We start from the raw sequence: 24,047 nt of genomic DNA, 5'->3' as shown, positions 1-24,047 counted from the left end.
GCACATGCGAGACAACAAGGGCTTGTGGATCCTGGGAGGCGCGGCGGCGCTGGTGGCGGCCTGGGGCTGTTTCGACATCAATGGCGCCTTCAAGCAGTGTGTGGATCGGGGCGACTGTCCGGTGGAACCCGGCGCGTGTGACCCGAGCTACCGGGACGTGCCGGATGACAAGTTCGTGGATGCCAACTGCGATGGCATCGACGGCACGGAGAAGGAGGCCATCTTCGTCGACGCGGCCACGGGCGAGGACGAGCGCCTCAACGTGGGCGAGAAGATGACCCCGTACCGCACGCTCGGGGCGGCGTTGGCCCAGGCCGTTGAGTCCGGCAAGTCCATCTATCTGGCCAAGGGCGACTACACCGAGCGGAGCCTCCAGTTGGACAAGCCCGTTTCGATCTACGGCGGCTACTCGGGCACGAACGAGAACTGGACGCGCGGCCCGCAGTACACCACGCGCATCGTCGTGGGAGGCATTGGCCTGACGGTGATGAACCTGGGCGAGGACGCGGGCGTCACCCTGGACCGGCTCACCATTCAAGCCACGACGCCGGCGGACGTGGCGGGCGCTCCGTGCATTGGCGTGCGGGTGGTGGATTCGGGTGGGGTGCGGCTGCGCAATCTGGCGGTGTCGGCCGGCGCGGGCAGCCCGGGTGCCTCGGCTCCCAGCACGCCTCCGGCCGCCGATGGCGGAGCGGGCTTTCCGGGAACCGCTGGAGCGCAGGGCGGCGATGGGGGCCTGCCCGGCCCGAGTGACTGCAACCCCGCCGGGTTCGGGCAGGGAGGAAACGGAGGCATCTTCACGGCCTACGCGACTCGAGGACAGGCCGGCGCACCGGGCGTGGAGGGCGGGAGCGCGGGTTGTGACGGGGGCTCCGATTCCAACTGTGACAATCTCAAGGGAGGGCCGGGGCAGAATGGCCTGAATGGAGACGCCGGCACCCCCGGCCAGGAAGGCGATGGCCTCGGGCTGGTGGCCCAGGGCGTGTGGAGCGCGAGTTCTGGCGAGCAGGGCAAGCCGGGCACGGGAGGCACCCATGGCGGTGGGGGCGGCGGCGGCGCATTGGCCCTCATCGGCAACGGCTTGAACGGCGGAGGCGGCGGCGGGGGTGGAGCCGGCGGCTGTGGCGGACAGGGCGGCCTGGGGGGCCAGGGCGGAGGTGCCTCCATCGCCCTGCTGCTCATCAACGGGCAGGTCTCCGTGGAACACTGCGCCCTGCGCACGGCGGGTGGAGGCAAGGGCGGAGTGGGCGCACCTGGCGCCGAGGGTGGCCAGGGTGGACCCGGCGGCCCGGGTGGAGGCGGCGAGACCTCGGGCGGAGTGAGTGCCGGAAACGGAGGCAAGGGGGGTGATGGCGGCAAGGGCGGCCGGGGCGGCAACGGGGGCGGCGGCGGAGGCGGGCCCTCGGTGGGCGTGTGGTGCCAGGACTCGTCCGTCAGCACCCAGGACACCGCCATCAACCTGGGCAACGCGGGCGCGCCAGGCGTGTCCTCGGGCAACCCGGGGCTGCGCAAGGATTACCATCAGTGTCCCGGCTTCCCATGACGGTGCAGGGGGACAAGAGGTGGTGGCTCCTCGGCTCCGGGTTGGCGCTGGTCGTGGCCTCCGGCTGTCTGGACTTCGAAGGGGCCCACAGCGAATGTCAGCGCAACGGGAAGTGCCCGGTCTTCCCTCAAGAGTGCGACCCGAACTTCCCGGACGAGCCGGATGACACGTTCGTGGATGCCAACTGCGATGGCATCGACGGCACGGAGCGGAAGGCCATCTTCGTCGACGCGGCCACGGGCGAGGACGAGCGCCCCAAAGTGGGCGAGAAGATGACCCCGTACCGCACGCTCGGGGCGGCGCTGGCCCAGGCCGTTGAGTCCGGCAAGTCCATCTACCTGGCCCAGGGCGACTACACCGAGCAGAGCATCCGGTTGGAGAAGCCCGTTTCGCTCTACGGCGGCTACTCGGGCACGAACGGGAACTGGGCGCGCGGCCCGCAGTACACCACGCGCATCACCCTGCCGGGCATCGGCCTGACGGTGATGAACCTGGGCCAGGATGCGGGCGTCACCCTGGACCGACTCACCATTCAAGCCACGACGCCGGACGCGGCGGGCGCTCCGTGCATTGGCGTGCGGGTGGTGGATTCGAGTGGGGTGCGGCTGCGCAATCTGGCGGTGACGGCGGGCGCGGGCAGCCCGGGCGCCTCGGCTCCCAGCACGCCTCCGGCCACGGACGGCGGGGTGGGCATCCGGGGGAACAATGGAGAGGCGGGCGGCGCGGGGGGCCAGCCCGGCCCGAGTGACTGCAACCCCGCCGGATTCGGGCGGGGAGGAAATGGGGGCACCTCCACGACCCCCTCGACTCGAGGACAAGCCGGCGGGCCGGGCGTGGGGGGCGGGAGCGCGGGTTGTGACGGGGGTTACGGTTCCGGCTGTGCGGATTTCGATGGAGCGCCGGGGCAGAACGGCCTGAACGGAGATGCCGGCACCCCCGGCCAGGAAGGCGATGGCCTCGGGCGGGTAGCCCAGGGCGTGTGGAGCGCGAACTCCGGCGAGCAGGGCAAGCCGGGCACGGGGGGCACCCATGGTGGCGGAGGGGGCGGCGGAGCATTCGCCGCCGTCGGCAGCGGATTGAACGGCGGGGGCGGCGGCGGGGGCGGCGCTGGCGGCTGTGGAGGACGGGGCGGCCTGGGAGGCCAGGGCGGAGGTGCCTCCATCGCCCTGCTGCTCATCAACGGGCACGTCTCCGTGGAACACTGCGCCCTGCGCACCCTGGGTGGAGGCAAGGGCGGAGTGGGCGCACCAGGCGCCGAGGGCGGCCAGGGTGGACCCGGCGGCGAGTGGGGAGTCGGCGCGACCTCGGGCGGTATCAGGGCCGGAAGCGGCGGCAAGGGCGGTGACGGCGGCAAGGGCGGCCGGGGTGGCAACGGGGGCGGCGGCGGAGGCGGGCCGTCGGTGGGCGTGTGGTGCCAGGACTCGTCCGTCAGCGCCCAGGAAACCACCATCACCCTGGGTGACGGAGGTGTGCCGGGCGTGCCCTCGGGCCACCCGGGGCTGCGCGAGGACTCCCACCAGTGTCCGGGCTTCCCATGATGGCGCAGGGGGACCAACCACACCCCTGGACGCCCGCCCGCTTGTGGGAATCCGGCTCAGGTCTGATAACCTGGGAATAACTCCCCAATGGCTGACTCCCGTAACTGCGAAACCTGCGGCGGCACCGTGCCCGTGGACACGGACATCTGTCCGCGCGACGGCACCGTCCTGCTCGATTTCTCGACGGCGCCGCGCCTGGCCGACCCTGGTAGCACCCGGGAGACCTCGCCCGGCAAGAACGTGCACGTCATGGAAGACGTTTCCACGCAGGACACCCTCGTCGGATTGAAGGTCGGTGAGTACGAGCTCGGCCAGCGCATTGGCGTGGGCGGCATGGGGCTCGTGTACGACGGCATCCAGCCCCTCATCGGCAAACGTGTGGCGGTCAAGGTGCTGCGCCCCGAGCTCGCCGCCGCCGAGGAGCAGGTGGCGCGCCTGCTCGCCGAGGCCCGCGCCGTCAACGCCATCCGCCACCGCGGCATCGTCGACATCTTCGGCTTCGGCCAGGTGCCCGACGGCCGCCAGTACATCATCATGGAGTACCTCGAGGGCGTGGCGCTCGACGCGCACCTGGCCGAGCGCGGACGCATCCCCGTGTCCGAGGTGCTCGACATCCTCGACGAGGTGCTCAGCGCGCTCGGCGCCGCGCACGGCGCGGGCGTCGTCCACCGCGACCTCAAGCCGAGCAACGTCTTCCTCGTGAAGCAGCCGGATGGCTCGCGCTACGTGAAGCTGCTCGACTTCGGCCTCGCGAAGATGGGCCTGCCCGCCGGGCGCACCGCCCAGACGCGCACCGACATGGTCGTGGGCACCCCGGAGTACATGGCCCCCGAGCAGGCCCGCGGCCAGCCCGTGGGTCCCATGACGGACCTCTACGCGCTGGGCGTGGTGGCCTTCGAGATGATCACCGGCCGGCTGCCCTTCACGGGCACCTCGCCGGTGGACTTGCTGATGAAGCACGTGGACGCGCGGCCGCCCAAGCCCTCCGAGTTCCTCCCCGGGCTGCCCCCCGCGCTCGACGCCTTCATCCTGCAGATGCTCACCAAGGATCCCGAGGCCCGCCCCGGGTCCGCCGAGTTGCTGCGCCGGCAGCTCCAGCGGCTGCGCGACAGCCTCCAGGCACCCGCCGAGGTCCCCGCTCCCGCGCCCGCGCCCTCCGCGCCCGTGCGCCAGTCCAAGCCCACGGTCGTCGAGTCCCAGCTCCCCTCGCTCCCGGAGCCCCCGCCCCTCGATGCGCAAGAGCCGCTGCCCACGCTCGAGCCGTTGAAGACGACACCCTCCATCGAGCTGCCGCGCACGGCGGGCCACTCGCGGCGCTGGCTGTTGCCCCTGGGCCTGGGCGTGCTCGGCCTGGGCGTCGTGGGAGGTGCCGTGCTCGTCCTGCGCGAGCGTCCGTCGCAGCCCGCGCCCCCGGTCGCCGTCACCGCCCCACCCCGCCCGGAGCCCAAGCCCGCGCCCCAGGTGGCCAACCCGGTGCCCGAGGCACCGGCTCCGGCCGCGACTCCCGACACGGGCCCGTCCGCCGTGGCCCAGGCTCCGGCTCCCACCGGCGAGGCCACCACCACGGTGCCCGCGGTCGCCCACGCCGACGACGCACAAGGCTCGACGCAGAAGGGCCGGACCGTGGCCACCGCCGCCCAGGCGCCCAACCAGGCCACGCTGCGCCTCCGCATCCGCAAGCTCGAGCAGGACATCAACACTCAACTGGCGTCCGGCAACAAGCTCAGCCCCGCCACGCGCCCCACCCTGGAGAAGATCCGCAAGAAGGCGGAGGGGGCGGTGAGCGCGGAGGAGCGCCGCCAGGTGGCCACCGAGCTGGATGGTTGGGAGAAGCTCTTCCTGCGCCGCCGGTGATGGGGCGGCGCGCCCGCTAGTGGCAGGTGACCGGCTGGGCCATCGCGTTGCGGGCCCGCTCCACGGTCACCAGCTTGTAGTCGGCCAGGTCCGCCAGCAGCACGTCCCGGTTCTGGCGGATGATGCTCTCGTTGCGGCACTGCACGGCGTCCACGTAGAAGCCGTGCGGCGGCAGGGTGAGCGACAGCTCGGCGAGCTGCGACAGCTCGAGCGCGTCCAGCTCCTTGCCGAAGAGCTTGTACGCCGCGTCATCCACTCCGACGACGCCCCGCTCGAAGTAGATGCTGGCCAGGTCGTAGGCGATGAGCTGATCCTTCTGGAGGAAGGAGTGCAGGCGGTGGGCGGCCACGGCCTGCTGCAGCGGCTCCTCGATGCCCAGTGCCATGGCGAGCCGCATGGCCAGCTTGCGCTCACAGGAGCCATCCCCCGCGAGGTTGGCGCCCACGGCCACCTTCACCAGCAGACGCCAGGCCCACTTCGGCCCGTCCTCGCGCTCCGTCTGGAAGAAGGTGGGGCAGCCGAGCTGGGAGATGTAGAGGGCGACCAGATCCTTGGGCAGGCGGGAGAAGTCCGGCCGGGGGAACTCCACGGAGCGGCCCTGCTCGAAGGTGCCGGCGCGCATGCTCATGCGCTCGCCCTCGATGGAGTGGCGCAGCTGCTTCTCCAGGTCGAACTCCGTCTCCAACTGCGGCAACTTGCTGGCCGCATGAAGGTAGGCGGCGGGCAGCGCGACTCCCGCCAACCCGATGAGGAACAACACCAACCAGAGCACGGTCTTCACGCCCCCCACGCTATCAAAGGGAGACGGCGGGACGGGTCCACGTTAAACCTTCTTTTCACATGAACGACTGGCACCCCACCACCGTGGCGGCCGTGCTCCCCGCCGCGGAGGATCTCACCGAGCTCGTCCTGGACATCTCGGGCACCCCCCTGGTGGGACACCACCGGATGCCCGGGCAATACGTGCGCCTGTCGCTGCCAGAGGTGGGCGAGGGCATGTTCGCCATCGCCTCGGCGCCCGAGCCCTTCGGCACCCGGTGGGAGTTCCTCCTCAAGGGGGGCAGCCCCCTGTGCGAGCGGCTCTTCACGCTCGAGCCGGGGGCTCGGGTGTACAGCAAGCGGCCCGAGGGCCAGGGCTTTCCCCTGACCCTGGCGCGCGGGCGGGGGTTGCTGCTGTTCGCCACCGGCTCGGGCATCTCCCCCATCCGCTCCGTCATCGAGAGCATCCGTCAGGAGCGCATCGCCTACGGACGGGTGACGCTCTTCTTCGGGGCACGCACCCCACGCGCGTTCGCCTACGAGGACGAATTGCGCCACTGGGAGGAGGCGGGCATCCGCGTGGTGCGCACGGTGAGCCAGCCAGGAGCCAGCGGCTGGCAGGGGCTCACCGGCTACGTCCAGGCCCACCTGAACGAGGAGCCGGTGGAGGACACCGTGGCCTTCCTCTGTGGCCAGTCGAGCATGGTGAAGGGCGTCATCGAGGCGCTGTGCGCGCGCGGGCTGCCCCGCGAGGCCATCCACCTCAACTACTAGCGCCGCTGGACGCTGGGGGCGGCGTAGCGCACGGAGAAGAGGGCCGCGGCGGGATCGCTCTGCTGATCTCCCGTCACCTTCTGCGGCGTCCACGCGGCCACGCCCACGAGCCGCCCGTCCGGGCCGAAGCGGGCCCGGCGCACGGACCAGCCCAGGCGGCGCTCGGCCACGGGGGCCTCCTGGCCCTCGCGCCAGAGCAAAAGCCGCTTGTCCCAGCTTCCACTCACGAGCGCGTGCCCGTCGGGAGAGATGCCCGCGGAGGCCACCACGCCCTCATGGCCCGTCCACTTGCGCAGCACCGCACCCGAGCCCGCGTCCACCACCGCCGCGGCGTTCCAGGCGGAGGGCGGCTCGGCGAGGCCCTTCTTCTCCCGCTCGTACACGGCGCGGGTGCGCTCGGCCTTCGCCGCCGAGAAGGCCACGCCCAGGCGGCGCCCGGCCGCGTCCACGGTGACGTCGTTGACGTGCGCCTCGAAGGAGAACGTGGCGCGCGGGGCGAGCACCAGCGCCCGCTCCTCCACGGCAGCCGGTGGCGCGGGGGCCTTGAGGGTGAGGACGGCCTCGGCCGTGGCCTCGTCGAACGCCACGTCCACGCGCTCGGCGAAGGGCGCGCCCAACACCCCGCCCACGTCCGCGGGGAGGCACGCGTCACACACCGCCACGTCCACGCCCTCGAGCACCAGGCCCTTGAAGCGCAGGCGCTGGGCCCGCACGAGCCGCGCCAGGGTGGAGCCGAGCGCGGTGGGCAGGGACACCGTCTCCTGGACGAAGGCCGTGTCGATGCCCGCCTCGCGCGCCGCCGCCGTGCCGAGCACGAGGGCGGGCATGCGCGCATCCAGCGCGAAGCGCACCGGGGCACCACCGTTGACGGTGCCCACCACCACCGCGTGGCCCGAACGCCGCTCGAAATGCACCCGCGCGCCATCGCGCCGGGGTGCCTCCTCGCGCGTGGCGAGCACGTGGATGCGCTTGTCCCAACCGCCCGAGTACAGCGTCCCGTCCGGCGCGAAGGCGAGCGCGCTCACCCGGTCCGCATGGGGCCGCGCCTCGAAGGAGAAGCCCAGGTCCGCCGCGCGCAGCACGGTGACGAGTCCCCGGGCACTGCCCACCACGAGGTAGCCACCCGCCGGATGGAAGGCCACGGCGGTGAGGGGCTCCTCGGTGCGCAGGCTCGCCCGGGGCGCGCCAGTGGCCGCGTCGAACAGGCGCACCACGCCGTCCCACCCCGCGCTCGCCAGGAGCGCGCCGTCGGCGGAGAAGGCCAGCGCCTCCACGTCGAACTCGGAGGGGTTGAGCGAGGCATCCACCACGCGCGCCGGCGGGGGCCCCAGACTCCAGAGCCCGAGCCGGTAGTCCTGCCCGGCCAGGTGCGTGAAGGCCACGCGCGCGCCGTCCGGCGAGAAGTCGAGCGTCCAGACGAAATCGCGGCGCTCCAGCACGGCCGCGTCCGCGAGGCCCACCGCGTCGCCCGCGAGGTAGCCCCCCGGCGTGGACTCGAGCCGGGAGGAGACGTCGGGGGCGAGCACCGGCGCGGCGTGCTGGCAGGCCGCGAGCAGCAGGACTCCCGCGGCCCACCCGGCCCGCGGCGCGCCCCGGCTCACATGTCCCTCGCGGACGCTCTCTCGTCGGGAGTCACCTCGGTGACGCCCTTGCTGCTCACGGACAGCAGGAACAGGGGCTTGCGCGCCTCGCGCTTGTCGTCGAAGGACGTCTTGCCGGTGGCGCCATCGAAGTCCTTGAGGTTGGCCAGCGCCTCGCGCAGCTCCGCGCGGCTCTGCGGGGCCTGCTTGCTCTCGAGCATCTGCCGCAGCATGCGCGCCGAGTCATAGCCGTAGGCCTCCAGGAGGCTCGGGTCGCCGTTGTACGCCTGGCGGTAGGCCTTCACGAAGCGCTGCGTGGCCGGGCGCTGCGAGTCCACGAAGAAGCCATCCACGTACACCGAGCAGTTGACGAACTTGCCCCCGCGCTCGACGAGCTCGGGCAGGCCGCTGGCGCCCTTGGCGCTGCTCCACGCGTTGGTGCCCAGCAGCATGACCGTCTTGATGGTCTTCTTGCCCGTCGTCTTGCGGATGCGCTCCAGGTCGCGCGCGTCGCACGAGTTGGTGATGATGTCCTCCACCGCGAGCGCCGGGGCCACCAGGCTCACCCGCCGCCACTCGTCGGGGATGAAGATGGCCTCGAAGTCGATGATGGGCTCCACGCTGCCCTTCATCTTCTCCATGGCCTTGCGCTTGCGGAACGCGTCCTGGCCGCTCGTCTGCTGCTCCACCTCGCGCACGCCCTCGTAGTAGTCGCCGCGGTCCTCCAGGTAGTAGCGGCCCACGAGCTTCTTGGCCTCGGAGGTGAAGGTCGTCTGATCATGCGCGTACGTCTCGGCGCCGCGCACCTGGCCGCCGTTGTCCACCACCTGGTCCCAGAAGTCGTTGGCCAGCTCCACGCCGTAGGGCAGGTTCGGATAGAGCATGGCGAAGCTGCGCAGGCCCTTCTCCTTCATGGCGTAGTCGGCGATGGCGCGCGCCTGGGCGGAGTTGGTGAGCATGTTGCGGAAGACATACGGCCCGATGGCGGTGATGTCCTCCTGGCGCGTGAACGTGAGCAGCGGCACCTGGAGCTCCTCGGCCAGGAGCGCCGCGCGCCGCGAGTCATCGGAGGCGATGGGGCCGAGCACCGCGATGGCGCCCTCGTCATAGGCGAGCTGCTCCATCGCCTGGCCGGTGATGTTCACATCGCCCTGGGTGTCCTTGACGATGAGCTCCACGTCGCTGCCGGACAGGGCCAGTTTCACGCCCCGCAGCACCGCCTCGCCCCAGGCCTTGTACTTGCCCGTCATGGGCAGCAGGAGCCCCACCGTCCGGGGCTGCACCACCACGCGCCGTGTGGCGCGCGCGAGCAGCTCGCGGGCCTGGGGCGCGAAGGGATGAGAGGGGGCCTCGGCGAGGAAGCGGTTGAGCGTCTCCTCCAGGCGCGTCCAGTCACGCAGGTGGTAGTGGATGCGCGCCAGCTTGAAGGTGAGCACCGGCCAGGCGGGATGCGAGGCGGGCATGCCCTCCACCACCCGGGCCACGTCCACGAAACCCGCGCGGCCCTCCACCAGTTGCTGCACCCGGGCCACCGCGGCCTGCTGCTCCTCGGGCGTCTGCGCGCTGCCGGCCAGGTCCACGGCGATCTGCAGCGACTGGCCGTAGAGGCCCGCCTTCTCCCCGGCCCTCGCGGCGTCCTGGAGCAGCCGTACCCGCTCGGCACCCTCGGCACGCTCGGCGAGGCTGGAGAGCATCAGGTAGGCGTCGCGGTAGGCACCCACCTCGAGCGCGGAGCGGCCCAACCGGAGCTTGGCGTCCTCGGCCTCGGGATGGAGCGGGTTCTCGAAGAGCAGCTCGTTGAAGGACTTGCGCGCGTTGGCGTAGTCCTGCGACTCGTAGAAGAGCACGCCGGCGCGGTAGAGCGCCTCCTGGCCCGCGGTCGTCTCGGGGTAGGCCTTGCGCACCGCGAGGAAGAGCTCCGCGCCCTTCTTGCCCGGCGCCGACTGGGCCTGCTGGGCCGCCTGCGCGAGCGCCGCGTCCGCCGCGGCGTCCTGGCGCGCCTTCACGGTGGGCTTCGTCGGGAAGGGGTTTTCCTGGGTGACTTCACCCGGAGAGGAAGGGGTGGAGTCGGTGCCGGAGCTCGTGGCGGAGGGCGTCTTGCAGGCGGCAAGCAGCATCGTCAGCGCGAGCAACAGGGCGCGGCACGGAGAAAGGCGGGCATCCATGGTAGGGGCGTGCATAGCAGTGGGGCGCTTCTGCGTCGACAGCCGAGCGGGGGGAAGATTCCCCGGGGAGCGTGGCCTGCCGTGCAGCCAACGTGCCGTCGCGCTTCCCCTCGGGGCCGCCCGGGAGCGCGGACGGGTGTGGAGCGGGGACCACGCGGGTGCGGCCCCTGGGACTCGCCCGCTGGACCAGCAAGGAGGAGAGCGGGCATTCGGGAAGGACGGGAGGGGTCCGGGTGGGGCATTGCGCATCCCGTCACCCGACCCCAACGTCAATGATTCGAGGTTCTCTCCAACCCAGGAGCACACGATGGCGAACAAGCCGACGAGGACGCGAGAGGGGTATGGGAGCACGAGCGAGCAGCGGCAGCGCAATCTGGAGGGAGACGCCTTCCAGGAGCGCGCCCCCCAGACCCCCGAGGAGAGCGAGGCGGCGCGCGGCTCACCCGACAAGGGCGGGCAGGTCATCCAGGTGAACGCCCTGCCCGGGCCGCTCGACGAGCCCCAGGAGTAGGGCGCGACCCCTCCCGCGAGGCCCGCGGCGCGGGCTCATGACGAGACGACCGTCGCGGAGTCCACCGGAGCGGGGACGAGCGCCGGGGCCCGGACGCCCTTGGACTCGGCGGACACCCGCGCCATCACCTCCGTGCGGAGGACATCCAGAACGGGGGCGGGCAGCCGTCCAGCCGTGCGCAGCCGGGCGAGGGCCTGGGACACGTCCGACGCCCCGAGCGTGGCCGGGCCCGCTTCCTCCAGGAAGGCCACCGCGGCGGACAGGGCCAGCACGGCCTTGGGGGCGGTCGCCGGGGGAGGCGGCGCGTCCCGGACGCAGGCGTCGATGAGGCCGTCCAGTTCCTCCGAGCCCCGGCCGAGGATGACGCGCACGGCCTCGCGCGAGGGCCGCGTGAAGCGCGCACCGGACGCCTGGAAGGCCGCGAGCGCCACGGCATACGCCACCGCCGAGGCACTCTCGGCCTCCGTGGGAGCCGCGCCCAGCCGGCCCGCCACGTCCCGGGCCAGACTGGCGAGCACGGAGCCCCACACCCCCGCGCCTCCCAGCATCGCGAGCGCCGCGTCCACCACGCGCGAGTGCCACCGCGCCGCGCGGCTCATCTCTCCAGTCCCTCCCGGGGCCGCCGCCATGTCCCCGGCTCCACCGCCGGAGGTGGTGCCCCCCTGGCGCGGGTCCGAGCCTGCTGGAGGCAAGCGCTGGAACGACTCCCCGGCCCGCTCCACGGCCTCGCCCCGGTAGAAGCGGCCGAGGGCGCGGCGCAGAGCGCTCTGGGTGGCGTAGATGCCGCGCACGGCGTGCCCGGTGATGAGCTTCAGCTCGTCCAGACGCGCCAGGTCGCGGGGCTCGCGCATGGCGCACACCAGCACCCCGGCCTGCTGGGACACCGGGACCACCTCCAGCCGCTCGGCCGTCTCCAGCGGCAGCAGGGGCAGCAGCACGCGGGGCACGGGCATGGTGCGCAGCACCCGATCCGAGATGAAGGGGATGCCGCTCTGCTCGCTCAGGGCGCGCACCACGTCTTCCTCGGAGAGCAGCCCGTCGGCGACGAGCAGCTCACCGATGCGCCCGCCGGAGCACCGCTGCCGCTCCAGCGCGCCCCGGAGCTGCGGCTCCGACACCTTGCCGAACACCAGGAGCATCTCGCCCAGCTTGCGGTGCGCCGGACGCAGCACCCGCGAGGCCAGCTCCAGGACACCCGTGCTGGAGGGGGGCGCCGAAGCGGGAACGCGGCCCGGCTCCGTCTGCGTCCGGATGGGGGCGGGCGTGCCCAGCCGGGGCCCTCCGAGGAACGGCGGGCGCGAGCGCACCGAGGTGAGCGGCGTCGGGCGCTGCAGCCCCACATCCGAGCCCAGGCGGATCTCCTCCCCGAGCGCCTCGTGGGAGCCACCGTCCACGCCCTCCAGGAGCGAGCGCCGTCCCGGGAAGCAGCGCTGGAAGAGCGCCGCCACGTCCTGGGGCCCCACGCGCAACCGGTGCTCGTGGAGGAAGTCGCGCAGCGCGTCCGCGAGCTCTCTCGCCCGGTAGAAGCGCGCCGCCGGATCAGGCGCCAGCGCCCGGGTGATGATGCTCCAGAGCGCCGTCGGCACGCCGGGCAGCGGCACGAGGCGCCTCACGTCGAACTGGGCGATGGCGCGCAGCGTCTGGAAGGAGTCCGTCCCCTGGAAGAGCTGCCGGCCCGAGAGCAGTTCGTAGAGCAGCAGGCCCGTCAGGAAGAGGTCCGCGCGTTGATCCACCTCGGCGCCCTTCACCTGCTCGGGTGCGACGTAGCCCGCCCTGCCCTTCACCACCCCCGCCTGGGTGCCGCTCTGCGCGTTGAGGGCCTTGGCGATGCCGAAGTCGGCGAGCTTCACCTCGCCGCGGCTGGACACCAGCACGTTGGACGGGTTGACGTCGCGGTGGATGATGTGGAGCGGCCGGCCCGCCGCGTCCACGCGGCCATGCGCGTAGGCGAGCCCCTCGGCGAGCTGCTGGACGATGAAGCACACCTCGCGCAGTCCGAGCAGCAGGCCCCGCGCCGCGGCGCCGCGCTGCAGGGCGCGCAGGTTCTCCCCCTCCACCCACTCCATCACCATGTAGTACTGGCCCTCGAGCGCCCCGAGGTCGAGCACCTGCACCACGTTGGGGTGCTGGAGGCAGACGGTGAGCCGGGCCTCGCGCAGGAAGAGCTCCACGAACTCCCGATCCCTCGCCATGGACGGCAGGATGCGCTTGACGGCCACGGGCTTGTCGCACCCCTCCGCGCCCACCACCTTGGCGAGGAACACTTCCGCCATTGCGCCCACCGCCAGTTTGCGGATGAGTCGGTACGTGGCCATGCCCACCCCCCTTCCCAGGGTTGAAGGCTCGGTATGCGCACGCGCCGAGGCGTTGGTGAGTGTCCTTCTCCCGGGGACGCCATGAACGTCCAGACCCGGGCATTGCAACCGAGGGGACCCGGCCACTTCGTTCACCGATGGCCAGCGCGACGCGACTCCAGGTCCGGTGGGGTGAACCGCGCCCAGGGCGGACACCCCAACACATGCTCCCGCATCACCCTCCCTCTCCCCGAATCCCGTCCGCTCGTAGGATTCGAGGAGGGAGCGACAGGCGGCTAGCCGAACAGCTCGCGCACCTTCTCGAAGAAGTTCTTCGACTGCGGGTGCGCTTCCTCGCCGCTGGCCTCGGCGAACTTCTCGAGCAGCTCGCGCTGCTTCTGGGTGAGCCCGGTGGGCGTCTCCACGACGATGCGCACGTGCTGGTCGCCGCGCTGGCCGCTGTGCAGGTGCGGAACGCCCTTGCCCTTGAGGCGGAACACCTTGCCGGACTGGGCGCCCTCGGGGATGGTCATCTTCACCTTGCCGTCGAGCGTGGGCACGTCGATCTTCGCGCCCAGCGCCGCCTGGGTGAAGGAGATGGGCACCTCGCAGTAGACGTCGTAGTCCTCGCGCTGGAAGAGCGGGTGCTCGCGGACGATGACCGTCACGTACAGGTCACCCGCGGGGCCGCCCCGGTCTCCCGGCTCGCCCATGCCCGTCAGCCGCACCCGCGTGCCGTTGTCCACGCCCGGCGGGATGTTGACCTCGATGACCTCGTCACTGGGCACCTTGCCCGAGCCCTTGCACCTGGCGCACGGGTCCGGCACCACCGCGCCCGTCCCGCCGCACTCGGAGCACGGCCGCGACACGGCGAAGAAGCCCTGGGTGAAGCGCACCTCGCCCGCCCCGCCGCACGTGCTGCACGTCTTGGGCGCCGAGGCGCTCTTGCTGCCCGTGCCCGAGCACGTGTCGCACTTCTTCGGCCGCGGAATCGGCACCTTCGGCCGGCAGCCGAACGCCGCCTCCTCGAAGGAAATCTCCAGGTTGAAGCGCAGGTCCGCGCCCCGGTTGCTCGCCCGGCGGCCCCCTCGCCCTCCGAAGATGTCTCCGAAGATTTCCCCGAAGATGTCGTTGATGTTGACGCCCTGGAACCCGCCGAACGGGTCTCCCCCGGCCGCCCCGCCCACCCCCGCGTGACCGAAACGGTCGTAGCGGTTGCGGCGCTCCGGATCACTCAGGACCTCGTAGGCCTCCGAGGCTTCCTTGAACTTCTCCTCCGCCTCGTGGTTCCCGGGGTTGCGGTCCGGGTGATACTGCAAGGCCACCTTGCGAAAGGCGCTCTTGAGCTCCTGCGCCGAGACGGTCTTCTGGACCCCCAGCACCTCGTAATAGTCCCGCTTCTGGCCCGAAACCGCTGGCATTGCTTCAAACCCCTGGATTTATTGGACTTTGGCCGCGCGTGGCGAATTCCGAGTCACTATAACGCAGCGTTGGGGTCCAGCAATCCGCGCCCGCCCCGGCGAGGGAGCGGGCGCATCTCGGGGTGGACGCCTGGGGACGAGCCCTCAGACGGTCCAGATGCGGTTGGCCGTCAGCTCCATGCGCGCCAGACGGCGCTTGAGGATGGGGTCAATGACGCCCCGGCTGACCGACCACTTGGGAACCACGAAGTGGAGTTCCGCGTTGTAGAGCTTGGCGGCGCTCGACAAGAGGCTCCAGCGGTTCTCCGCGGCGGGCTCATCCACCATGCTCGGAGTGACGATCTCCAGGATGATGGGTGTGCGGGCCGAATCGGACTGGCGGCAGGTGAAGTCCGGCCGATGGTCCTCGATGGTCCCCGAGAGCACAGGGGGTGGCAGGAAACCAGGCAGGCGAGCCTTGATGTCCGTGCAGCCGATGGTCCTGAAGTACTCCGCCATCAGCCACAGCAATCGACGACGCTCCTCGTCCTCGACCACTGGCTCACAGCCCGGGCTGTTCAGCACTTCTTTCTCAGTGTTGTTCGTGTCCATGGCTAGCCGAAAGCTGTCCGTCCCGGGCCGCTGAGGCAATGAACGCACCTACATGGTGAGCTGGGAAGGCCGTGGGGCGGGCGGCCAGGCGAGTCCCTTTGCCTGGGCCCTGGCGCGATGACACAGTGCGCGCCTCGCCGTGGCGCCTCGTCCCTCCCCTCACGTCTATCGTCGGCTCCTGGGTTATGTGCGGCCCTACCGCCTGCTGCTCGGAGCGGGACTGGGTGCGTCGCTCGTGGCCGCCGCGGCGACCTCCACCTACGCCTGGCTCGTGGGGCCCCTCTTGCGCGCCGTGCTCACCGGTGGCCCGGTGGAGCTCGCGGGCGTGAAGCTGCCCGGAGAGCGGCTCCTGGGCGTGCTGCCCCTGATGGTGGTGGGCGTGGCGGTGCTCAAGGCGGGCGCGAACTACCTCCAGGGCGGGTGGATGCAGCGGCTGGGGCAGCGGGTGATGGCGGACCTGCGCGCGTCCCTCTACGCGCGCCTGCTGTCCTGGCCCCCCGCCTTCTTCGAGCGCCAGCACTCGGGCGAGCTCCTCACGCGCTTCACCGCGGACGTGCCCCTGGTGGAGTTCTCCGTCACCCAGGCGCTCTCCTCGTACGTGCGCGACGGGCTGCAGATTGTCGCGCTGCTCGTCACGTGCCTGCTCATCGACGCGAAGCTCTTCCTGCTCACCTTCGTGGTGATGCCGCTCACGGTGCTGCCGGTGCGTGCCTTCACCCGCTCGCTCAAGAAGGTGGCCCAGCGCTCGCAGACGAGCCTGGGCGCGCTCACCGCGCTGACGGCGGAGCAGTTGCAGACGCTGCCGGTGGTGCGCGCCTATGGCGCCGGACCCCGGGCGCTCGCGCGCTTCGAGACCGAGGCGGCGCGCTACCTCGGGGAGATGCGCCGCTCGCTCTTCCTGCGCGGCGCGTACAGCCCCACCGTGGAGCTGATGGGGATGGTGGGCGTGGCGGTGGCGGTGGCCTGGGGGGCGCGCGCCATCTCGGGGGACCCCTCGCTCTCCGGACGGCTCCTGTCCTTCATCACCGCCACGCTCCTGCTCTACCAGCCGGTGAAGTCACTCAGCGGCACGCTCTCCCAGGTGGTGACGGGCCTCGTCGGCGCCGAGCGCCTCTTCGCGCTCGCGGACCAGCCCGTGCCAGCGGATGAGGGCGAGGACGCCCCGCCCCTTACCCAGGCCCTGACGCTCTCGGGCCTGCGCGCCACCTACCCCGACGGCCGCGAGGCCCTGCGAGGGGTGGACCTCACGGTGCCCGCGGGGGCCCGGGTGGCGCTGGTGGGCGCGTCCGGCGCGGGCAAGACGACGCTCTTCTCCGTGCTGCTGGGCTTCTTGCCCCCCAGTGGCGGCACGGTGAGCTGGGATGGCGTGCCCCTGTCACGGCTCAAGCCCTCGCGCGTGCGCGAACGCCTGGCGTGGGTGCCCCAGGAGCCGGTGCTCTTCTCCGGCAGCGTGCGGCACAACGTGCTGCTCGGGCGGCCGGACGCCTCGGACGCGGAGGTGTGGGAGGCGCTGCGACTCGCGCACGCCGAGGACTTCGTGCGCGCCCTGCCCGGGGGACTCGAGGAGCCGGTGGGCGAGCGCGGCGCGCGGCTGTCGGGAGGACAACGCCAGCGCCTCGCCCTCGCGCGCGCCTTCCTGCGCCAGCCCTCCGTCCTCCTGTTGGACGAGCCCACCAGCGCCCTGGATGCCCAGAGCGAGGCGGCGGTGGGCGCGGGCCTCGCCACCCTGATGAAGGGGCGCACGGTGCTCGTCATCGCCCACCGGCTGTCCACCGTGCGGGACGCGGACCTGATCGTCGTCCTCGACGCCGGGCGCGTGGTGGAGGCGGGCACCCATGCCGAGCTGTCCGCCCGGGGCGGCCGCTATGCCCAGCTCCTCGGTGAAGGGGCCGTCGCCGCCTAGCGAACAGAGGGAGAACCCGGCGGCTGCCCGCTCGCTCCCCTGCCTTCCAGAGCGTTCACTGTTCGCCGGCTGTTCCGTACTCGGGGGCAAATTCATGATTTCACGGGATTCGGTTTATACTCTTTAAACCATGCTGACTCCCGTCAGATTCACGCCGCTCTCCGGACTGTTGCTCGCCGCGCTTCCCCTCCTGGCGATGGGGAGCGTCGGGCTCGCGCTTCCCCCGCTCCTGGGTGGAGGCAGCGAGGTGTGGCGGATGGCGGGCGCGCCCGGCCTCTACAGCGTCTTGATGTGGCTGGGCATCGGGGGGGTGACGCTCGTGCTCTCGACGCTGCTGTGCAGGGGAGCCGCGGGAAGACACGCGCCGCTGGTGCTGCTGGTGGGGCTGGCCACCCTGCCCTGGCTGCTGGGCATCGCCGGCACGCAGGAGGCGATGCGCCGGGTGCTGGCGGCGCTGCCGGAAGTGGGGGGACGGGACGCGCTGGCCATGCTGGCCGCGGGCACCGGCGAGGCCATGGTGACGCGCCGGCTGGGAGCCTGGACGAGCGCGGCGCTGCTCGGCGCCGTCGCGGTGGGACTCGTGCTGGTGCACAAGAACCGGCGCGCGGGAGAGGACTCCGAGCGGATGCTCGGCGCCGCGCTGGCGCTGGTGCTGGGCTTCAGCGCCCTGCTCGCGGCGCTCGAGGCCCACCTGCTCGTGGATCTGCTCACGCCCCGGACCCTGCCCGACGCCGGGGACCCCGCCGCGCGGCTCGCCACGGACACCGCGCGGCTCACCTCCTTGCAGGAGCTGCGCTGGGCGCTCCTGGGCGCCCTGACGGTCCTCGGCTTCGCGCTCGTCGGCTGGCGGTTCTTCCCACGCCCGAGGGCCGTGGCCCAGTGGGCGGGAAGCCTCACGCTCATGGCGATCGCCGCGGCGGTGCTCGCGCTGGACACGCGGCCCCTGCAACTGGCGGCCTGGGGCGCGTGGAGGGCGGATGCCTCGCACATGTCGCCGTCCTCACGGCTGCCCCACGTCCTGGCCGGGGCGCTGGGCGCGGTGCCCACCGCGCACTGCGCGAAGCCCGCGGTGCGCACCGGGCCCTGAGCAGAACCAGAGCCCCTCCCCAGGCCCCTCAGAGGAGCCAGATCAACAGGGCCACGCCCACCACGAGCCCCACCCCGAGCACGAGGAGCATGGTGAGGCCCTCGCGGCCCTGCCGGCGCTCCAGGTCCGAGGCGATGGCGCTCGGGGGAATGAGGGGAATGGGCGCGGAGGCCACTTCATTGGGAGCGCGAGCGGGGGAGGGAGCCGCCACGGGCGGCGGGGGGGCCGGCAGCGGGTTGCCGGCGAGCGCGAGGCTCTGGCGCGCGAGCGCGAGCACGCGCTGGATGTGGAGGATGTAGCGATCCTCGCCCTGGTAGTCCTCGAGCGCGAGCGCGGCGCGCAGGAGCCGCTCGGGGACGGGCTCGCGGTCGGGGTGGACGACGCTGGCCTCGGTGCGCGCGGCGTCCACCTGCTCCACACGTCCGGTGCGCAGGCCCACGCCGCTCGTCCACACACAGTGCTCGCCCAAGAGCGTCAGCTCCTGGCGTTGCACCCTTCCCTCGGGGTCCACGAAGGACAGCAGCTCGGCGCCCTGGGCGGACAGGTGCCAGACCGAGCGTTGACCGTCGTCGCCGGGAGGCCCCTCCACGGGGCGGGCCAGGGACAGCGCCTGGATGGCGAGCTTCACTTTCTGGGACGACGGTTCGCTCATGGAGGCGGGGGAGCCTAGGGACGGAAGGGCGAAAACGGAAGGCGCTCGTGACAGGGGAGAGGCCGTCCAGGACAGAACGGGTCATTCAGTCCCCCGGCTCCCTGGTGGGTTCTCAGGAGGCAAGAGGGCCCGTCAGGGGCTACGGTGAGAGGTATGAGCCGTTCCCGTTCCAAACAGATGGAGTTCACCCACGAATTCGAGGGCGCGCAGGTGCTCGACGGGCTCCTGGAGCTCGCGGGCGTGCCGCACGACAGCCTCACGGTGCTCGCCCACATGCGCCAGGCCCACGCCGAGGGACGCCCCTCGAGCGAGGTGATTCCGAGCCTCTTCGAGCGCGAGCCCCGCTTCGAGTCCCCGGAGCTCGCGCGCCGCTTCTTCCAGAACCTGCTGGGGCTGTGGGACCTGGTGCAGGAGGGCAAGCAGGTCCGCCTGGAGGACGGCCCCCGCCCCCCGCGCCCGAAGAAGCAGAAGGTAGAGCCCCCGCCCGTCTTCGCCCCGGGCGAGCCGGACACGGCATTCGTGGAGGCCGCCTGGCGTTACCTGGAGGACGACGAGAAGGCACGTACGCGGCTGCACGATTCCTTCGAGAACCGGCAGGACGCGCTGCTGGGAGAGCTTGACGCGGTGGGGCTCACGGACGAAGGATATGCCGTTGCCCGTCACTTGCTCTTCGAGCTGCACGCCATGCTGGAGCTGGGGTGGCCACGAGGAGTGGCGGGAGTGCCCCCCGAGGCGTTGAGGGGGACGGGCACGGAGCTTCCGCCAGTGCCCACGGCGCTCGCCGCGTACGCGGACGAGGCCCTGTTCGAGGCGGAGCACGACGAGGAGCACCCCCTGGCGTCCGAGGAGCTGACACGCGTCCGTTCCCTGGTGAGGAGCGGCCTGGCGGCGCTGTGGGGGGCTCGCAAGGGGAAGTGACGCAATGGCACGTGACAGGGATGACGATCGGGGCGGCGGCGGATTCTCCGGCAAGCGCACCAAGACGTGGCGGGAGCTGGACGCCCAGCGCGGCAAGGGCCGGGGGCACACCTCGCGGCAGGATGACCCGGCGCAGCAGCGCATCGAGCGCAGCGCCTCCTACGAGAAGTACAAGTCGGCCGCGGACGCGCTCTTCAATGGCGGCGAGCTGCCCGAGGGCCTGGCGAAGACCTTCGATCCGGAGGGCAAGCGCAAGGCGCAGAAGCAGGCCATGCAGAAGGTGCTGGAGAGCGCCGAGGACCCCCGCGCCTGGGCCCAGGGCGTGCTGGACTACCTGGAGAAGTACCCCGAGCTGCCCGAGGATCCGTACTTCCTCGACAGCCTGCTGGGCCACCCCAAGGAGCGCATCGCGGACAAGGCGCTCGGCAAGCTGGAGGCGATGGAGGCCGAGGGCAAGCTGGTGAAGGGCAAGCTGCCCAAGAGCCTGGACCAGCGGCTCAAGGGCATCGAGATGACGCACTCGGATCCGGAGACGCAAGAGCGGGCCAAGGCGCTGCGCGAGAAGGTGCGCGCCTGAGCCGGAGCCGGGGGGCTCCCCCCCGGACCCCCAAGCCCCTCAGCGGTTGATGACGAAGCCGCAGGCCGAGTCGAGCACCACCTGGGCCCCGGCGAGCGCCTGGAGCAGCCGCTCGTAGTGCTCGTGCTCGGCGTCGAGCTGCGCCCGCACCGACTTCTCCTCCAGGCCCTGGTGCGTGAGCGACAGCTTCATGCGCGCGAGCGCCGCGTCCCGCTCGGCCTCCACGGCCTTGCGCGCACGCGCCTGGAGCTTGCCCAGCTCGGCCTCGGCGGCCTTGAGCGCCACCGGCACACCCGCGTCCACGAAGGCCGCGAAGCCCGGGAAGGCCCGTGCCACCTCGTCCCCCTTGAGGGACTTGCCCTCCGCCTCCAGCGCGCTCAGCACCCCCGTGTCCGCCTTGGGACCCGAGGGGCCCTCCACCACCGCCACGTGCACCAGCGTGCGCTCCAGGAAGCGCGCGAGCTGACGGCTCGGCACCCGCGCACCCGGCGAGGTGTCCTCGGGCTCGGGCAGCTGCACGTGGTAGAGCAGCTCCACGCCCCGCGCCTTGAGCGGCCCGCGCTTCTCGATGAACCGCGCCGCGCTGCGCCCGTACGGCCCGTCCCGCAGGAAGCCGAACAGCGACTCCACGATGGGGTGGCCCGTGGCGTAGTACTCCAGCTCCTCGGCCTCCACCGCCGTGTCGCGCCAGAAGGTGCCCAGCACCGTGCGATCCTCGTTGATGTCGATGCCCGGCAGGCCCTCCACCTTGAGCGCGTGGCCGAACTGGAACGCGCACTGGAAGGCATCCACCTGCTCGTCCGTGTCCACGCCGATGCCCACCCGGCGCGCCAGCTCCGTCACCGACTCCTCCAGCCGCTCGTCCAGGTCGCGCGCCACGCTCCACAGCCCCTCCTCCAGGCTCGGCGTGTCCTCGTCCTCCTCCTCCTCGTCCAACCCCATGCGCTCCTGCGCCCGCTTCACCAGCCGCGCCACCGCGTCCTTGTCGAACGAGCGGATGTCCAGCAGCGGATCATACGCGCGCTTCACCTGCGCCCGCGCCGCCTCCACCTTCGCCTTGAGCTCCGCGGCGTACGCCACGCGCGACTCGCGCGGCAGCAGCGCCAGCTCGGCCAGCCGCGGCTCCACCTCCTCCAGCACCGCGTCCAGGCCGCCCACCGTCTCGCCGAAGACACCCACCGCGTCCGCCAGCAGCATCAACACGTCCGCGGCCAGCGTGCCCGCGGGATCGAAGACGTGGATCTCCACCGGGTGGTTCTGCCCGATTCGGTCCAGTCGCCCGATGCGCTGCTCCACCGTCGCCGGACTCCACGGCAGGTCGTAGTGCACCAGGTGGTGCGCGAACTGGAAGTTGCGGCCCTCGCCGCCCACCTCGGTGCACAGGAGCACCAGCGGGCCCTCGGGATCGCGGAAGCGCGCCACCTGCCTGTCCCGCTCCACCAGGGGCAGATCACCATGGTAGGCGAGCGCCTCGGTGCCCTCGCGGCCCAGCTCCGTGCGCAGGGTCTCGAGCGTGTCACGGCTCTCGGTGAACACGAGCACCTTGGCCCGGGGCTCCGCGCTCCAGATGCCGCGCAGCACGTCCTGGAAGGCGCTGAACTTCGCGTCGCGCGCGGGCAGCTTGAGCGAGCCCGCCACGCTCGCCAGGGCCTTGTTGCCCTGGAGCGCCTCGGCGAAGGCCGCGGGGCTCGACTCCAGGCGGCGCAACAGGTTGCCCAGGGGCGCGCCGCGCAGGGTGGACGAGGCGAGCGCGGCCAGCGCGGCGTCGCGCGTGCGCAGCTCCTCGGCGGACAGCTTCACCGGGTGCCGGTGCAGCCGGCGCGTGGAGAAGCCGCCCACCACCGCGCGCCGGTTGCGCACCAGCCGGTCCGACAGGCTGTACGTCTCCGCCAGGTGCTGCAGGAGCGCGTCCCGGTCCTTCAGCGCCGTGAGCCGCGGGTCATCGGGGAAGCGCGCCGCCAGCGCCTTCACCGCGCCCTTGGCGTCCTGGCCCTCGAGCAGCCCGCGCACCGCCGCGCTCAGCTCCTCCTGCCGCGCCAGCCGCTGCTCGAAGCCCGCCACCGTGGGCGCCGTCGCCGCGTCGATGAGCGTGAGCAGCCCGTGGTACTCGGCCGGATCCAACTGCATGGGCGTGGCCGTGAGCAGCAGCAGGCCCCAGCTGTTGGCGGCGAGGCCCTCGGCGGCCGCGAAGGCCTTCTCGCCCTTGAGGTGGTGCGCCTCGTCGATGATGACCAGGTCCCAGAACGCGTCCTCGCCCGCCACGGCGCGCCGGTGCTCCTCGCTCCGGGCGAGCATCTCCAGGCTCGTCACCACCAGGGGGAAGCGCGCCCACGGGGACACCTGGGGCTGCTCCTTGAGCGAGCTCGCGTACCGGTCCGAGTCCATGAACGTGAAGAGCTGGTTGAACTTGTGGAACAGCTCCACCAGCCACTGCACGGTGAGGTGGCTGGGGGCCACCACCAGCACGCGCCGCGCGAGCCCGGACAGCCGCAGGGCGCTGAACACCATGCCCGCCTCGATCGTCTTGCCCAGGCCCACCTCGTCGGCGAGCACGAAGCGGGGCCGGCGCGCGCTGAGCACGCGCTGCACCACGCCCACCTGGTGCGGCTTCACCATCACCCGGCTGGCCAGCAGCGCGCCGAGCGCGTCACACCGCCGCTCGTCGTCCAGCCGCAGCGCCTGCTTGCGCAACATGAAGGCGCGCGCCTCGCCCACCCGGCCCTCGCGCAGCGTGGACAGCACGTCCGAGCGCGGGGCGAGCGCGTGCACCTCGGACTCGGGCAGCTCGTCCTCCTCGCCCGTGTCGGCGTAGCGGATGACGTAGCGGCGCAGGCCTCGGCCGCCCTCCTCCTCGCCCACCACGGTGGCGCGCCGGCCCCGGGCCGTCTTCACGGGCTCGCCCTTGGCCAGGCGCTGGAGCACCAGGGCCCCGCCCTTGGTGGACACCAGCACCGGCTCGGCCTCCCGGGCGGGAAAGAGGACGAGCGCCTTGGCGCCCTCGTCCTGCAATTCGAGGAGATGCCCCACGCCCCACTCGGGCTGGGGGAGGTAGCGAACCTTGTTGCCTGAAACGAAGGACATGGTCGGAAACAGACCCTCACGTCGGAAGAAGCAGAAGAAGGGGTTGGCTCATAACCCCGCAACACCCTCCGGGCCATTGTCTGGCGCCCCCCAGGGGGCCTCCGGAGCACACGAGTGCTGTCCTTTAACGGACAGCGCTCCATCCCACGAGGGTGATTTCCTGGCCGTGAAGCCACGACCAAGTTGAAGAGCACCAGCGGCTCCGCCCCAGGGAGACGCTGAGGGGAGACCAACCCATGCCGCCGCGTCACTCAAGCCGCCCGCCGCTCGCGGGCGTGGGCCTGCTCGCGCTCATTCCCGCCACCCTCGCCGCCCTGGGTCTCGCCACCGGGTGGCGGCACCTCCCCCCCTTGGATGGCCTGGTTCCCCTCTCGCTCGGGGTGCTCGGGGGCCTGTTGAGCGGGGCGGGCTTCCTCGTCGGCTACGCCCTGGGCTGGATGCTGCGCCCCCCGCTCGCTCCCCCACCGCCCGCGCAGCTCGTCCCCGCGCGGGTGGATCTCTCGCGGCTGTCCACCGAGCAGCTCTACCTCGAGCTGGAGCGCATGAACCGGGAGGCCCTGCGCTCCGCGCCGGCCTGCCGGGCGCTCGCCCCCTGGCTCAGTGCTGAGTCTGAAAAATGACTTTTCAGCAGTGTGAATAATTCCCTTAGAAGTTGAAATCCATAGGGGAAACCGCTCTAATCTGTTCAGACGCGAATCTTCGTGTTTCCGGGAATAGGGAAACGAACGGGATTTCGCGGGCGCTGGGCTGGGTGGCACGGGCGGGGTCTACGCGAGAACCAAGGCTGGAGGGGTGGCCC

18 protein-coding genes are annotated in these 24,047 nt (G+C 71.9%); 10 read left to right on the top strand and 8 right to left on the bottom strand.

Annotated elements, in window-relative coordinates; genetic code table 11:
• Positions 1–4 precede the first annotated feature (4 nt).
• The 3 genes from F0U63_RS04775 to F0U63_RS04765 all read left to right on the top strand — a co-directional run bounded on the left by F0U63_RS04775 (position 5) and on the right by F0U63_RS04765 (position 4,935).
• Entirely contained in the window at positions 5–1,543 is a 1,539-nt protein-coding gene (locus F0U63_RS04775) for a PE-PGRS family protein (protein ID WP_395844151.1), read from the top strand.
• A complete protein-coding gene (locus F0U63_RS04770; RefSeq protein ID WP_395844149.1) occupies positions 1,525–3,081 on the top strand; it encodes a PE-PGRS family protein in 1,557 nt (518 codons plus the stop codon). The genes F0U63_RS04775 and F0U63_RS04770 overlap by 19 nt, the downstream gene beginning before the upstream one ends.
• 249 nt (positions 3,082–3,330) lie before the next feature.
• On the top strand, positions 3,331–4,935 hold the full coding sequence (locus F0U63_RS04765; RefSeq protein ID WP_395848316.1) for a serine/threonine-protein kinase: 1,605 nt from the start codon (positions 3,331–3,333) through the stop codon (positions 4,933–4,935).
• Between the two features lie 16 nt (positions 4,936–4,951).
• On the opposite strand, the gene F0U63_RS04760 is transcribed toward F0U63_RS04765, so the two are convergent.
• Positions 4,952–5,716, bottom strand: a complete 765-nt coding sequence (locus F0U63_RS04760) for a transglycosylase domain-containing protein (protein WP_395844147.1) — start codon at positions 5,714–5,716, stop codon at positions 4,952–4,954.
• 59 nt (positions 5,717–5,775) lie between these two features.
• Here F0U63_RS04760 and F0U63_RS04755 point away from each other — a divergent pair, with 59 nt between their 5' ends.
• On the top strand, positions 5,776–6,468 hold the full coding sequence (locus F0U63_RS04755; RefSeq protein ID WP_395844145.1) for an NAD-binding oxidoreductase: 693 nt from the start codon (positions 5,776–5,778) through the stop codon (positions 6,466–6,468).
• On the opposite strand, the gene F0U63_RS04750 is transcribed toward F0U63_RS04755, so the two are convergent.
• Complete coding sequence (locus F0U63_RS04750) at positions 6,465–8,069, bottom strand: aspartyl protease family protein (protein WP_395844143.1); 1,605 nt, start codon at positions 8,067–8,069, stop codon at positions 6,465–6,467. The two genes, F0U63_RS04755 and F0U63_RS04750, sit on opposite strands and share 4 nt — an antisense overlap.
• Positions 8,066–10,228 (bottom strand): penicillin-binding protein activator, encoded by a 2,163-nt coding sequence (locus F0U63_RS04745; RefSeq protein WP_395844141.1) that lies wholly within the window; start codon positions 10,226–10,228, stop codon positions 8,066–8,068. The genes F0U63_RS04750 and F0U63_RS04745 overlap by 4 nt, the downstream gene beginning before the upstream one ends.
• Before the next feature lie 292 nt (positions 10,229–10,520).
• Here F0U63_RS04745 and F0U63_RS04740 point away from each other — a divergent pair, with 292 nt between their 5' ends.
• A complete protein-coding gene (locus F0U63_RS04740; RefSeq protein WP_395844139.1) occupies positions 10,521–10,724 on the top strand; it encodes a hypothetical protein in 204 nt (67 codons plus the stop codon).
• A 35-nt stretch (positions 10,725–10,759) separates the two neighbouring features.
• Here the strand turns inward: F0U63_RS04740 and F0U63_RS04735 are convergent, their stop codons facing one another.
• The 3 genes from F0U63_RS04735 to F0U63_RS04725 form a co-directional block, all read right to left on the bottom strand.
• The gene (locus tag F0U63_RS04735; RefSeq protein ID WP_395844137.1) at positions 10,760–13,039 is read right to left on the bottom strand and encodes a protein kinase; all 2,280 of its coding nucleotides are present in this window, start codon (positions 13,037–13,039) and stop codon (positions 10,760–10,762) included.
• A 275-nt stretch (positions 13,040–13,314) separates the two neighbouring features.
• Positions 13,315–14,439: a molecular chaperone DnaJ gene (gene dnaJ, locus F0U63_RS04730; RefSeq protein ID WP_395844135.1), complete on the bottom strand. Its 1,125-nt coding sequence runs from the start codon at positions 14,437–14,439 to the stop codon at positions 13,315–13,317.
• 144 nt (positions 14,440–14,583) lie between these two features.
• Positions 14,584–15,030: a hypothetical protein gene (locus F0U63_RS04725; protein WP_395844133.1), complete on the bottom strand. Its 447-nt coding sequence runs from the start codon at positions 15,028–15,030 to the stop codon at positions 14,584–14,586.
• A 139-nt stretch (positions 15,031–15,169) separates the two neighbouring features.
• Between F0U63_RS04725 and F0U63_RS04720 the strand changes: the two genes are divergently transcribed.
• Both F0U63_RS04720 and F0U63_RS04715 read left to right on the top strand, forming a co-directional pair.
• Entirely contained in the window at positions 15,170–16,933 is a 1,764-nt protein-coding gene (locus tag F0U63_RS04720) for an ABC transporter ATP-binding protein (protein WP_395844131.1), read from the top strand.
• Between the two features lie 130 nt (positions 16,934–17,063).
• Positions 17,064–18,020 carry a hypothetical protein gene (locus tag F0U63_RS04715; RefSeq protein WP_395844129.1) on the top strand — a complete coding sequence of 319 codons (957 nt, stop codon included), beginning with the start codon at positions 17,064–17,066 and terminating at the stop codon, positions 18,018–18,020.
• A gap of 28 nt (positions 18,021–18,048) precedes the next feature.
• Here the strand turns inward: F0U63_RS04715 and F0U63_RS04710 are convergent, their stop codons facing one another.
• The gene (locus F0U63_RS04710) at positions 18,049–18,672 is read right to left on the bottom strand and encodes a hypothetical protein (RefSeq protein ID WP_395844127.1); all 624 of its coding nucleotides are present in this window, start codon (positions 18,670–18,672) and stop codon (positions 18,049–18,051) included.
• A gap of 153 nt (positions 18,673–18,825) precedes the next feature.
• Between F0U63_RS04710 and F0U63_RS04705 the strand changes: the two genes are divergently transcribed.
• Positions 18,826–19,590: a hypothetical protein gene (locus tag F0U63_RS04705; RefSeq protein WP_395844125.1), complete on the top strand. Its 765-nt coding sequence runs from the start codon at positions 18,826–18,828 to the stop codon at positions 19,588–19,590.
• A gap of 4 nt (positions 19,591–19,594) precedes the next feature.
• The gene (locus tag F0U63_RS04700) at positions 19,595–20,167 is read left to right on the top strand and encodes a hypothetical protein (protein ID WP_002625897.1); all 573 of its coding nucleotides are present in this window, start codon (positions 19,595–19,597) and stop codon (positions 20,165–20,167) included.
• 39 nt (positions 20,168–20,206) lie between these two features.
• On the opposite strand, the gene F0U63_RS04695 is transcribed toward F0U63_RS04700, so the two are convergent.
• Positions 20,207–23,248 (bottom strand): helicase-related protein, encoded by a 3,042-nt coding sequence (locus tag F0U63_RS04695; RefSeq protein WP_395844123.1) that lies wholly within the window; start codon positions 23,246–23,248, stop codon positions 20,207–20,209.
• A 236-nt stretch (positions 23,249–23,484) separates the two neighbouring features.
• Here F0U63_RS04695 and F0U63_RS04690 point away from each other — a divergent pair, with 236 nt between their 5' ends.
• Positions 23,485–23,868: a hypothetical protein gene (locus tag F0U63_RS04690; protein ID WP_395844121.1), complete on the top strand. Its 384-nt coding sequence runs from the start codon at positions 23,485–23,487 to the stop codon at positions 23,866–23,868.
• Positions 23,869–24,047: the final 179 nt, after the last annotated feature.

Origin of the sequence: Cystobacter fuscus, assembly GCF_044360685.1 — a bacterium.
GTDB lineage: Bacteria > Myxococcota > Myxococcia > Myxococcales > Myxococcaceae > Cystobacter > Cystobacter fuscus_C.
This window is presented reverse-complemented; position numbering and strand designations above follow the sequence as displayed.